This is a genomic window from Campylobacter rectus (genome assembly GCF_004803795.1).
In the GTDB taxonomy this organism is placed as follows: Bacteria; Campylobacterota; Campylobacteria; order Campylobacterales; family Campylobacteraceae; genus Campylobacter_A; species Campylobacter_A rectus.
The window spans coordinates 1080419-1091113 of record NZ_CP012543.1; the positions used below are offsets into that span (position 1 = coordinate 1080419).

At 42.9% G+C, this 10695-nt stretch carries 11 protein-coding genes; 7 read left to right on the top strand and 4 right to left on the bottom strand.

Features of this window, described 5'->3' with window-relative positions; all coding sequences use genetic code 11:
* Positions 1-331: 331 nt before the first annotated feature.
* Positions 332-1747: a Do family serine endopeptidase gene (locus tag CRECT_RS05115; RefSeq protein WP_002945718.1), complete on the bottom strand. Its 1416-nt coding sequence runs from the start codon at positions 1745-1747 to the stop codon at positions 332-334.
* 175 nt (positions 1748-1922) lie between these two features.
* On the opposite strand from CRECT_RS05115, the gene CRECT_RS05120 reads away from it, so the two are divergent.
* The 3 genes from CRECT_RS05120 to CRECT_RS05130 all read left to right on the top strand — a co-directional run bounded on the left by CRECT_RS05120 (position 1923) and on the right by CRECT_RS05130 (position 4742).
* Positions 1923-2792, top strand: a complete 870-nt coding sequence (locus CRECT_RS05120) for a DnaJ family protein (protein ID WP_002945712.1) — start codon at positions 1923-1925, stop codon at positions 2790-2792.
* Position 2793: 1 nt separating this feature from the next.
* On the top strand, positions 2794-3171 hold the full coding sequence (locus CRECT_RS05125; protein WP_002945729.1) for a heat shock protein transcriptional repressor HspR: 378 nt from the start codon (positions 2794-2796) through the stop codon (positions 3169-3171).
* A gap of 125 nt (positions 3172-3296) precedes the next feature.
* The gene (locus tag CRECT_RS05130) at positions 3297-4742 is read left to right on the top strand and encodes a potassium/proton antiporter (protein ID WP_002945759.1); all 1446 of its coding nucleotides are present in this window, start codon (positions 3297-3299) and stop codon (positions 4740-4742) included.
* Between the two features lie 100 nt (positions 4743-4842).
* Here the strand turns inward: CRECT_RS05130 and CRECT_RS05135 are convergent, their stop codons facing one another.
* From CRECT_RS05135 to CRECT_RS05145, 3 genes are all read right to left on the bottom strand, one after another.
* Complete coding sequence (locus CRECT_RS05135) at positions 4843-6708, bottom strand: hypothetical protein (protein WP_002945741.1); 1866 nt, start codon at positions 6706-6708, stop codon at positions 4843-4845.
* Between the two features lie 10 nt (positions 6709-6718).
* Positions 6719-7444, bottom strand: a complete 726-nt coding sequence (locus CRECT_RS05140) for a hypothetical protein (RefSeq protein WP_002945744.1) — start codon at positions 7442-7444, stop codon at positions 6719-6721.
* Between the two features lie 146 nt (positions 7445-7590).
* Positions 7591-8865: an O-acetylhomoserine aminocarboxypropyltransferase/cysteine synthase family protein gene (locus CRECT_RS05145; RefSeq protein WP_039888578.1), complete on the bottom strand. Its 1275-nt coding sequence runs from the start codon at positions 8863-8865 to the stop codon at positions 7591-7593.
* 79 nt (positions 8866-8944) lie between these two features.
* On the opposite strand from CRECT_RS05145, the gene CRECT_RS05150 reads away from it, so the two are divergent.
* The 4 genes from CRECT_RS05150 to CRECT_RS05165 all read left to right on the top strand — a co-directional run bounded on the left by CRECT_RS05150 (position 8945) and on the right by CRECT_RS05165 (position 10693).
* Positions 8945-9277 (top strand): hypothetical protein, encoded by a 333-nt coding sequence (locus CRECT_RS05150; RefSeq protein ID WP_002945750.1) that lies wholly within the window; start codon positions 8945-8947, stop codon positions 9275-9277.
* Positions 9274-9897: an HAD family hydrolase gene (locus CRECT_RS05155; protein ID WP_002945716.1), complete on the top strand. Its 624-nt coding sequence runs from the start codon at positions 9274-9276 to the stop codon at positions 9895-9897. Before CRECT_RS05150 ends, CRECT_RS05155 begins: the two co-directional genes overlap by 4 nt.
* A 90-nt stretch (positions 9898-9987) precedes the next feature.
* The gene (locus CRECT_RS05160) at positions 9988-10245 is read left to right on the top strand and encodes a DUF2018 family protein (RefSeq protein ID WP_002945722.1); all 258 of its coding nucleotides are present in this window, start codon (positions 9988-9990) and stop codon (positions 10243-10245) included.
* Positions 10238-10693: a hypothetical protein gene (locus CRECT_RS05165; protein ID WP_002945756.1), complete on the top strand. Its 456-nt coding sequence runs from the start codon at positions 10238-10240 to the stop codon at positions 10691-10693. Before CRECT_RS05160 ends, CRECT_RS05165 begins: the two co-directional genes overlap by 8 nt.
* The last annotated feature ends 2 nt before the right edge of the window (positions 10694-10695 follow it).

Below are 10695 nucleotides of genomic sequence, written 5' to 3' on the forward strand. Positions count from 1 at the left end.
AAATTTAAATACAGCTTGCGGTCGGAATGTAAAATTTAAGATAAAATATCAAGAATTTAGCCGTTTCGTTACTATGCTTGATATCGTGAAATAAGAAAATTTTAGAAAAAAGCGGAGTAACGCGTGGTAAATTTAGTCGGCCGATTTAGCCGCAAGCAAGCAAATCGGCGTTATAAGGCGGATAAATTTGGCCTGCAAAACGGCATTGAGCGAATTTGACATAGGCGCAAATATCATAAAATTTGCCGAATTTAAGCCTATCCGAAAATGAAAATATTAAAAAATATAAATTTAAGAAAAGACGCAGTTGCCCGCGCCTTTAGAGTAGAAGTTATTTGATAACAAGGCCTTGGAAAAGTCCGCCGCGATTGACCCAGACGAGCGTCTTTTTGCCTTTTGCGTTTGCGAGAGCTTTGTTAAAATCGTCTAAATTTTTGATGTTTTCCTCGGCGATCTGGATGATGATATCGCCTCTTTCAAAGCCGATTTTCTCGGCATTTGAGCCGGCTTTTACGTCCGTTACCAAAACGCCTGTGACGTCCGGCACCAGTCTATATTTATACCTTGTATTGTCGTCGATCGCCGTTACGCTGAGACCCTCGATCGCTGCGCCGCCTTTTGTCGTTGCGCCACTTGACCGGGTATTGGCGTTAGCCAGTTTTACTTTGGCGGTTTCGATTTTGCCCGAGCGCTCGTATGTTAGCGCGATCTCCTTGTTCGGCGCTAGCGAGCCTATGATATTTTTGAGATCGTTGGCGTTTTTGATCTCTTTATCATTGATTTTGATGACCAGATCGCCTCTTTTTAATCCTGCCGTATCGGCGGGCAAGCCCTTTTCTACGCTGCTAATGAGCGCGCCTTCTTTATTTTTATAGATCTCTTTTTGCTGTTCGTTGAGATTTGATATCGTCACTCCGATGTAGCCGCGCTCGATCTTGCCGTCTTCGATCAGTTTTTTGGCGATATCTTTAGTCATATTTGACGGGATGGCAAAGCCGATGCCGTTGTTTCCGCCGCTACGGCTAAGTATGGCCGAGTTTATGCCGACTAGATAGCCGCGGCTATCGACTAGTGCGCCGCCGGAGTTACCGGGATTTATCGAGGCGTCGGTTTGGATGAAATTTTCATATTGATTTAGTCCGATGTTATCTTTATTTAGGCCCGAGACGATACCTTGGGTGATACTGCCGCCCACGCCGAAAGGATTTCCGATGGCAAATACTATATCGCCCTCCATCAGCTTGGCCGAGTCGGCAAAAGGTATGGCTTTTAACTCTTTGGCATCGATTTTTATGATAGCTAGATCTGTCTTCGGGTCGGTGCCGATGATTTTAGCTTTATACTCTTTGTCGCTATCCAGTAGGGTGACTACGATCTCGTCGCTATCCTCTACGACGTGATTGTTCGTCACGATATAGCCGTCGGTGGATATGACGACGCCCGAGCCTAGAGAGTTGCTTTTTTGCTTTTCTTGCGGGATGTTAAACTGAAATCCGAAAAAGTCCTTAAAAAACGGGTCGCTAAACATATCGTTCATACCGACCGCGTTATTGCTAACGGTTTTTGTGGTTGAGATATTTACGACGGATTTTTTAGCGTCGGCGATAGAGCTATTATATGACAGGACGATATTTTTGTTAAATTCGGGATTTACTCTAGTAAAATCCTCGGCGGGTTCGTTAAAATTTATGCTTGCGGCAAAGATCGCGCAAGAAGTAGCCAAAGATAATACCATTATCTTTTTCATTGCTTTTCCTTTTGATAGAGTTTTTTCAAAGTGCGATTATAAGGCGTTAAGTCCAATGTAAAGTTAATTATTCTTTAAGCCGTTTAAAATCATTTTATTTACTATAACTTGATTGACACACGCTAAACCTTTGTGCTATAATCTCTATAAAATTTATTGACTAAAAGGACATAATATGAGCAATAGTCTTTACGAAACGTTAGGAGTGTCCGAAAAAGCCACCGGCGACGAGATCAAAAAGGCCTATCGCAGGCTGGCTCGCAAATATCACCCCGATATCAACAAAGACCCTAGCGCAGAGGATAAATTTAAAGAGATAAATGCTGCATATGAAATTTTAAGCGACGAAAAGAAGCGCGCACAATACGACAGACACGGCGATGCGATGTTCGGCGGGCAAAATTTCCACGATTTTGCATCAAGCTCGGGTATGGGAAATTTGGACGAAATTTTAAAAAATATCTTCGGCGGAGGCGGATTTAGCGGATTTTCCAGCAGAGGCTTTGGCGACTTTACGCAAACGGGCGGATTTGGAGGATTTGGCGAAGAGGAGGACTTGGATGCGCGCGCGAAAGTAACGATTCCTTTTGACGTGGCCGTAAAAGGCGGAGAGCATACGATAAATTTCGGCGGCGAGAGTATCAAAATAAAAATCCCAAACGGTATTGCGGGCGGCGAAAAGTTACGCATAAAAGGCAAAGGCGGCGGCGGTCGCGGCGATCTCATCCTCACGGTAAATGTCGCGCCTAGCAATGAGTATGAAAGAGACGGCGATGACCTCTATAAAGACGTGCTAATCCCGCTAAAAACGATGATGTTCGGCGGTAAGATAGAGGTAAAAACGTTTAAAAAAGACGTGACGATAAAAATCTCCGAAAACTCAAAATCCGGGCAAAAAATCAGGCTCAAAGGATACGGCGTGCAAAATAGAAAAAGCGGGATATTCGGCGATCTATACCTGCGAGCGCGCGTGTCATTGCCGGACGTAAATGCCCTGGACGGCGAGCTGGCCGAGCTTATGAAGCAAAAACTCCCGGAGGCATAAGATGAAACAATACGAAGAACCGGTCTATCTAATCAGCGTCGTAGCCAAAGTGCTCTCCATACATCCGCAAACGCTGCGCCAATACGAGCGCGAGGGGCTGCTGGAGCCATCAAGAACCGAGGGCAAGATGCGCCTTTACTCTGAAAAAGATATGGACCGCATCAAGATGATACTGCGTCTAACGCGCGATCTGGGCGTAAATTTGGCCGGCGTCGATATCATCTTGCAGCTAAAAGAGCAGATCGAACAGTCTGAAAATTTGATCAAGCAGATGAAAGAGGAGCTGGCTAAATTTGAGCAGGGCGGCGTACCGTCCAAAAAGGCTCTGGTAAAGCGCAAAAATAGCTTTGATCTCATCTTTTACGATGATAAAAGTTAAGCCTTTTTATCGTTAAAAAAGGTAAAATCGGGTAAAATTTATTTATAAAACGCGTCAAATTTGAGGCTGTAAGGGCGCTAAATTTAGCCTTAAATTTGCCCCGCTTTGAACTCAAATGAGGCACAATGTTAGAAACTTTTTTACTATTTTTCTCTATCCTGCTTATCGCTTGTATCGTCTCTAGCAAGGTTTCAGACAGATTTGGCATACCATCGCTCGTAGTTTTTTTGGCTGTCGGTATGCTGGCGGGCTCGGACGGGCTGCTGGGGCTTTCTTTTGATAATCGCCAAATCGCCCAGGACGTGGGCACTATCGCGCTTATTTTTATACTTTATGCGGGCGGGCTGGATACGAATCTAAAATCTATCCGCCCGGTTATGATAAACGGCATCATCCTAGCTACGCTCGGCGTCGTGCTCACAGCCGGCGCGATAGCCGTACTCGTAAAATATCTGCTCGGCCTTGATTGGCTCGAGGCTTTGCTTTTTGGTTCTATCATCTCCTCGACCGATGCGGCGGCGGTGTTTGCGATACTCGGGGCGAAGGAAATTTCGCTGCGAAACAACATCCGTCCGCTTTTAGAGCTGGAGTCCGGATCAAACGACCCGATGGCGATATTTTTGACTCTTACGATGATACAAATCATCTCCGTAGCCACGGTCCCTAGCGTTCCGGATGTGGCGCTGACGCTGGTGAAGCAGTTTTTGCTAGGCGGGCTGATGGGCTATATGTTCGGCGTCGCGCTACCCGGGCTTTTTAACCGCCTCAGGCTTGAGTACTGGGGACTTTACCCCGTGTTTTCGATGGCTTGGGTGCTACTTTTATACGTGCTAGCCGGCAAGATCGGCGGTAACGGCTTTCTGGCCGTCTATATCGCGGGTATGTTTATAAATAAAAAAGAGTTCGCGCATAAGAAAAATTTGATCGGTTTTCACGACGGTATCGCATGGACGATGCAAATCGTCATCTTTTTGACGCTGGGGCTTTTGGTAAATCCTTCTCAGCTGCCAGCCGTCGCGCTTGCGGGCGTAGCGATAGCTTTTTGGATTATGTTCGTCGCGCGTCCGATGGGCGTTTTTCTCTCGCTTTTGTTTTCAAGGTATAGCGTCAAAGAAAAGATGTTTATCTCGTGGGTCGGGCTTCGCGGCGTCGTTCCTATCGTGCTTGCGACCTATCCGTTCGGCGCAAATTTACCGCGCTCGGAGCTTATTTTTAACACGATATTTTTCGTCGTATTTATCTCGATCATCATCCAAGGTATGACGCTGGAAAAAGCCGCGCAAAAATGCGGCGTCAAAGAAGAAGTCGCCGCAGAAGAGGTCGAAATGTCGAATTTGCCGATCTTTTATCATACTTTGCGCCAATATACGATACGCTTTGGCTCCGAGATCATCGGTAAAAACTTAGCCGAGCTCGAGCTGCCTAGCGACTTTTTGGTGCTTTTGGTTAAACGCAAGGGCGAATACGTCAAACCGACGGGCTCATCGGTGTTTGAGGAGGGCGACTTGCTGCTCATTCAGTGCGAGGACGAGAACAAATATAACGAAATCATAAAGACGTTTACGGCATAGTTGCAGTAGTGGAGGGGGTCACGCTTGGCACAGTAACCACCTAAATCCACGAAATTTTGTATTTTTCTTGCGGTAATAAGAATTACCGCAAGAAGCTTTATTATTCTATTTCGTCCTCGATAGCCTGATAAAAAGAGCAAGTTTTATTAAAATAATCATAAGTCTTACCATAGCCTGAGCTTACGTAATCTTCATAGACTTGAAGCGCAAAAGAATAAAAAATATCATAAGGGGTTTTAAAATCTGAATATCTGATAGCTTTTTCATCTAGCTTAAAATAAAACTCATTGTAGGAAATATAATAATGGTCGGCATTCTTATTAAAATCATTAAATACTCCTTCAAACATTTCATAAAAAGACGGAATAGATTGAAATTTAGAAGTAGAAACGCGCATATTGTTTTTAGTAAGATACATGGAGCCGCCATCTTCCCAATCGCCGCTTTCATCATCCATTTTTGGGCCTATCATTTTTCCATCCTCTAAAGAAAACTGCATACCGCGGCGAGCATTGCCCAAAAAATCAAAACAAACAAAAACAGACAACTGGGTTAAATTTCGTCCAAAGTAATCACTATAACCAGAAAAAGCGTGCCCCTCAAAGAAAAAAGTAATGCCGTCATAGCGATATTTTTTATTATTTTGTGTGTCGTCTTTCAAGACTATTCCTAAAAACCCTCTTTCATTATCTCTAAAATTTTTATCAAATTCCATTATGGTTAATTTTTTGCCGTTTTTCATCGTTACCGTCAGAGTAGTAGTTTTGGCATTTTTATTTTCTATTTTGTATTCCTCTTGGTTGCTTCCTATATAGGCATCTTTGTTTTTATCGTATATTCCGCCTTTTAGCTCAACCCCATCAAACAATACTCTACCCTTACCGTCGCTATCTTCTATGATATCTTTATCTCCTACTATATAAGTATCAAAGCCTCCAAAACCTTTTAGAGTATCTGACGCATTGTCTTCGAGTTCGCTGATTCCGCTAGAGTATAGAGTATCGTCTCCAGATGTCGTTCCTAATATTTTATCCTCCCCCTTTCCTCCTATTATCGTTACGCCTTTATCTTGATTTTCGAGATAGTATTTAAACAAATGTCTTGCGGAGCTTTTTACGCCGGATATCGTTTCGCTATCGTTAGTTCCGTATATTATTACTTTGCCTTTATCGTCTATAAACTGCGTAACGCCGCTTTCCCATAACTCATCTACTATATTTAGTATAGGTTTTAAAACATTGACAGTGTTAATGCGACTATACTCCTGTGCGTGTCTATTTTGATCATATTCAAATTCCGATCTGGTATACGGTTTATTGTTTGTATATACTTCTTTTAGGTCGACTGAACTAGGAAATTCTATATCAAATCTTTTGCCTATTCTATAGGGATCGATATCGTCTTCAAGATATGCATAGTTGCCTAGTATAGCTAGCCAATTTTTAGAGCTAAAATCAAAATTATCCATTAGGGGTAGCAAGGTGAGATTTTCTATATACCGCTCTCCATCTTTTGTTACTATAAATTTAGCAAATTTATTTATAGCATATCCTTGAGAGTTTAGTATATATGTTCTTCTCGCCCATTCCTCATTATTATTTCCTTTGAAGTATATGTGTTGATATGCATGTATATATTCTTCTAAATTTCCTTCAGCTTCTTTCTTGCTTTTGCCATATGCGAATTTTTCTCTACTATATATGCCTGGCATTAGAGGAGTATCTTCATTGAAAAACCTTTGAACTACTTTTATCTTGCTAGCATTTGCAAATCTTCCGTATGTCTTCATAAATTCTTCTATGTATTCTTTGTTTACGGTTACCTTTACTTCATCTTTTCTACCTATAAATTTTTCGTTGGCAAGCTCCTCTTTGCTTGGAGTGGTTTTTTGACCGTAGAGGTATATATTTGTTATTACCTTAGGATCCATTAGCTCTTCTAGCGTAACTTTTATTTCGATTTCCATATTTTTCTCCTTATTTTAGTTTTTTATAGTATTTGTAGCATTCTGGGTCTTCGTCGTCGGAAGCTTTTGTAAATTTTCTACACACTACGTCTTCATCTTTTAATGTTAACACCTCCCTTCTATCCAATTCGCCTCCTTCAAAGTCCATTATTTCGAAATCTCCAAACGGATATTTTCCTAATCCGTAGTTACACCAAGCGCAATACGGTATCATATAGTACGCTCTTCTTTTAGATACTTTATAATATTGCCCATTTGGCCGATTATGCGCAAAGGCTATCATCGATAGACTGTCATATAGGGCTTTGGTTTCGTCGTCAAAGTAGTAAAAAAAGTGAAAAAAAGCCGCGCTTTCAAAAAAATAATTAAAACTGTAATCTACGCTTGATAAGCAACCTATGTATTTTTTAGATTTTTGATCGGTTGAGTTTATATAGTATTCCCCAGTATCTATCGAATCATAGTCTCCCCATACTTTCTTGCTACAATACTTATAAAATTTATCTTTTTCTCTTTTGAATATAGGCTCGTAGCTTGATACTATCTCGTCGGCTTCTTGTTCGGTTTTTCCCGATGCTATAGCTCTCGCTCTGATATTTTTCTTTAGAAAGTTTATTTCATAGTTTATAACTTCATCTTTCATATACTCTAGCACTTCGGCTTTTCTAACATGCGCGATCAAAAACGGTATAGTGTAAATAATAAATAAGAATATAAATATCTTGAAGATTTTCATTAAGCATCCTTTTAAATTTTAAAGCTTATTAATGATTTTGCGGTATGTTATCATAATTTATTTTATGCAAAGCCAACTATTCTAAAATATTTTATTTGTTTGTAGTGTGATTTTTAAGTAAAATTTGACGAATAAAATTTGGAGGATCAATCCTCCAAAGCCTGCGCGAGATCGGCGATGAGGTCGTCCGCGTTTTCTAGGCCGACGCTGATTCTGATTAGCTCCTTTGTTATGCCCGCTTTTGCTAGCTCCTCGCTTGAGAGCTGCTGATGCGTGGTGGAAGCCGGATGCGTGATGAGCGACTTTGAGTCGCCGATATTTACGACGATTTTAAAGAGCTTTACCTTGCCGAGCATTTTTACGGCGCGCTCATAGCTATCGGTTTCAAAGCACATTAGTCCGCTAGCCATACCGTCCTTGAAGTATTTTTGCGCCTTTTCGTGCTCCGGGTCGCTTTTTAGCGTCGGATAGGTTACGCGCTTGACGTGCTTGTGCGAGTTTAAAAACTCGGCTATTTTTTGCGCATTTTGCGAGTGCCTCTCGATACGCACGCTCAAAGTCTCAAGCCCCTGGATGAGCTGCCATGAGTTAAAAGGCGAGATCGTAGCGCCTATATCGCGCACCAAAGCCACCCTCATACGCAGCGTATAAATGTCGAATTTATCTGCCATTTGAGCGTAAACTAGCCCGTGATAGCTCTCATCCGGCTCGTTAAAGTGCGCGTATCTGGCGTTGCCGACTAGTTTAGCGTTTAAATTTTTGCTAGCTACGACCGCGCCCGCTAGGCTTAAGCCTTGGCCGCAGATATATTTGCTCGCGCTATGCACGACGACGTCTATGCCGTGATTTAGCGGCTGGAAAATGATCGGCGTAGGCACGGTGTTGTCGGCGATCGTTACGACGCCGTGCCTGTCCGCGATCTCTACGATTTTTTTAAAATTCGGGATGGCGATTTGCGGGTTTGAGAGCGTCTCGAAAAATATCGCGCGCGTTTTGCCGTCTATCAAATTTTCAAGATCATCCGCGCTGTCGCTGTCAAACACCCGCGCCTCGATGCCGAAACGTTTAAACGTGTGCATACAAAGAACCATCGTGCCGCCGTAAACTTTCTTTGAGATGATGATATTGTCGCCCGCTGCGGCTAAATTTGCGATCGCGTAAAATGTCGCCGCCTGACCGCTAGCCGTCACGATAGAGGCCGAGCCCTCCTCTAGCGCGGCTATGCGGCTCTCCAGCACGTCGGTCGTCGGGTTGCCCAGCCTCGTGTATACGTGACCGGGAGCTTCTAGCGCAAATCTCATCGCGGCCGTTTCGGCGCTACCGAAATCATAGGCCGTCGTCTGGTAAATCGGCACCGCCGTAGCGCCCGGACCCGCCTTGGTATCATAGCCGTAATGCGTGGCGATCGTTTCTTTTTGCATCTTTTCTCCTTGTAAATTTTGCACGCATTATAACCGCTAAAAGTTTAAATTGGTATAATTGGGCTTTTGAAAGGAAAAAATGGCTGAACAAAACGACAAATTTAAGCGCGTAAAATACCTGCGCGGCCTGGAAAAATTCGCCAAAGCCGCGATTAGCGCGCTAAAAAGAGAGGATTTTAACGAGGACGAATTTCGCGCTAGAGTGGGCAAAAACGCCAAAATTTTACGCAAGATCGAGCCGGTTTTTTTAGATAACGCCTACTCGAAATCTCTTGAAAATTTCGTAAATTTGATCGTAAAGGGCGGCGAGAGAAGCGAGTTAATAGCCTGCGCCAACGCGCTAGAAAAGCTAAAAAACCAAAAAACATATAAAAAAGAAAAACATAGAAAAAAATATAAGGACGAAGAGTGAAATGCGTGATATTTGATATGGACGGCACGCTCATAGATAGCGCAAAAGCGATCTGCGAGACGGTAAACGAGGTGCGGCGGGAGCTGGGGCTTGAGGGCGATCTGGCGGCGGAGTTTATCGTAAAGGCCATAAACGAGCCTGGGCGAAATTTGGGGCTTGACTTCTACGGTATCGATAAGCCGGATATGAAGCTGCGGGATAACTTTGAAGCTAAATTTAAGAAAAACTACCGCGAATACGCCGCGGCATACGAGGGCGCCCGGGAGCTGCTAGCCGGGCTAAAAGAGGCGGGGCATTTCGTCGCGCTTGCCAGCAATGCGCCGCGATATACTTTGGATGAAATTTTACAAAAAAGCGGGATATTTAAATTTTTTGATCTCATCGTAGGAGCGGATGAAAATATACCTCAAAAACCTGATCCTGCGATGCTAAATTTGATATTAAAATCGGGCGAATTTGATAAGGCGATATTTGTCGGAGATAGTAAAAAAGATGAGCTTGCCGCACGTAACGCAGATATGAAATATCTAAACGTTTGTTGGGGTTTCGGTAGCGAAAGTCCAAGCTGCGACAATGTCTTTACGGTGGCTGAAGCAGCCCTATATATCGAGAAATTATAAAAATTTAGCGTATTATAGTATGTATGATTTTAGGTAAGATTTTACAAAAAATAATATGTATCTTAAGATTTACAAAAGGTTTTAAAATTTATGGATTATGATATATTTTCTCAAAGTCCGAGGGAAAAATTCTTTGAAATTTTATTTAACGCGAACAAAAATTTGGTCGAAAACGAGCTTGAAAAGACCTTTGAAAAATTTATCGCGATGAGCGAATTTTGCGAAAAAAACGGCTTTGACGAAATAGCGCAAAATTCGTTTATCTCTCAAAATCAGACTCTTGTAAATGAGAGACTAAACGACATTTATATCGGGCTTAGTGGGGATATTTTAAGTCAAAATGAGTAAAATAGCCGTTATATTTTTGTTGCTTTTCGGGTCGGTAAATGCCGCCGTGATCTTTGAGGAGGAGCATCTTTTCGAGCTTAGAAAAGACGAGTGGGCGCGGGTTTTCGTGACGAAAAAAGGCACGGACGAGCGCGAGAGTTTTGATTTTCGCTGGACGCTTTTTGATAACACGAACATCATCGTGCACGCGCGATACCGAAACTATCCTCGTCAGCTCGTGATGTCGCTAAGGCGCGGCCTTGAGACCTATAAGCAGACATTGATACCGGATCTTAGGTATCCGCCTAGCGACCGCGTCGCGCTTTACCTTGTTTTTGAGGATTTTAAGCAAGGCGTCGCGAAATTTCGCGTGCTGATAAACGATGACGAACAGCGCGTGGATGTGGAGTTTTTAGACCCGTCAAAAAAGCAAAACAGTGCGCAAAATAGCGGACAAAACGGCAGATAAAA

What these genes read in the sequence shown, in the direction of transcription:
- CRECT_RS05150 (WP_002945750.1), top strand. Translation starts at nt 8,945, where the DNA reads ATGGCTGAACAAAACGACAAATTTAAGCGCGTAAAATACCTGCGCGGC.
- CRECT_RS05160 (WP_002945722.1), top strand. Translation starts at nt 9,988, where the DNA reads ATGGATTATGATATATTTTCTCAAAGTCCGAGGGAAAAATTCTTTGAA.
- CRECT_RS05130 (WP_002945759.1), top strand. Translation starts at nt 3,297, where the DNA reads ATGTTAGAAACTTTTTTACTATTTTTCTCTATCCTGCTTATCGCTTGT.
- CRECT_RS05165 (WP_002945756.1), top strand. Translation starts at nt 10,238, where the DNA reads ATGAGTAAAATAGCCGTTATATTTTTGTTGCTTTTCGGGTCGGTAAAT.
- CRECT_RS05145 (WP_039888578.1), bottom strand. Translation starts at nt 8,865, where the DNA reads ATGCAAAAAGAAACGATCGCCACGCATTACGGCTATGATACCAAGGCG.
- CRECT_RS05140 (WP_002945744.1), bottom strand. Translation starts at nt 7,444, where the DNA reads ATGAAAATCTTCAAGATATTTATATTCTTATTTATTATTTACACTATA.
- CRECT_RS05125 (WP_002945729.1), top strand. Translation starts at nt 2,794, where the DNA reads ATGAAACAATACGAAGAACCGGTCTATCTAATCAGCGTCGTAGCCAAA.
- CRECT_RS05135 (WP_002945741.1), bottom strand. Translation starts at nt 6,708, where the DNA reads ATGGAAATCGAAATAAAAGTTACGCTAGAAGAGCTAATGGATCCTAAG.
- CRECT_RS05120 (WP_002945712.1), top strand. Translation starts at nt 1,923, where the DNA reads ATGAGCAATAGTCTTTACGAAACGTTAGGAGTGTCCGAAAAAGCCACC.
- CRECT_RS05115 (WP_002945718.1), bottom strand. Translation starts at nt 1,747, where the DNA reads ATGAAAAAGATAATGGTATTATCTTTGGCTACTTCTTGCGCGATCTTT.